Source organism: Mycobacterium sp. UM_WGJ, from assembly GCF_000455125.1.
In the GTDB taxonomy this organism is placed as follows: domain Bacteria; phylum Actinomycetota; class Actinomycetes; order Mycobacteriales; family Mycobacteriaceae; genus Mycobacterium.
Map to the genome: position 1 here is coordinate 1 of NZ_AUWR01000104.1, position 654 is coordinate 654.

General features: G+C 64.8%; 1 protein-coding gene. It reads right to left on the reverse strand.

Features of this window, described 5'->3' with window-relative positions:
* Positions 1-654: acyltransferase domain-containing protein (locus N416_RS22035; RefSeq protein ID WP_036458908.1), on the reverse strand; the 654-nt coding region annotated here is incomplete at both ends.

Here is a 654-nt window from a genome sequence, read left to right on the forward strand (position 1 = left end):
GAACGGGATCTGTGGTGTTTGGGGGGTGATGTCGGCCAGTTCGGCGCGCAGTTCATCAAGGATCGGATCCATGAACGCGGTATGCGAGGCCACCTCCATGTTCACCCGCCGCGCAAACCGCTCCGCAGCAGCCACCGCAGCGATCACCGCATCCACATCGGCGGGCGCACCGGCCACCACCGTCTGCCGCGGCGACAAATACCCCGCCACCTCAACACCGGGATAACCCGCCAGCAACTCACCGGCAGCAACGGCATCCAACTCCAACAACGCCACCGCACCCTGACCGGCCTGCCGCGACATCAACCGCGACCGCACCCCGATCACCGTCAAACCCTGCTCCGGCGTCAGCGCCCCGGCCACCACCGCCGCAGACACCTCCCCCATCGAATGCCCGATCACCGCATCCGGCACAACCCCATAGGCACGCCACAACGCAGCCAACGCCAACTGCAACCCCATGATCACCGGCTGCACCTGCGCATCACCGGAAATCTCAGCGCCCCGCTCGATCACCTCACGCAGCGAAAAACCCACCTGCCGGACAAACACCGGCTCCAACTCATCAACAGCCGCAGCGAACACCGGCTCATCGGCCAACAACCGACGACCCATCCCCACCCAATGCGAACCCTGACCCGAAAACACAAACAC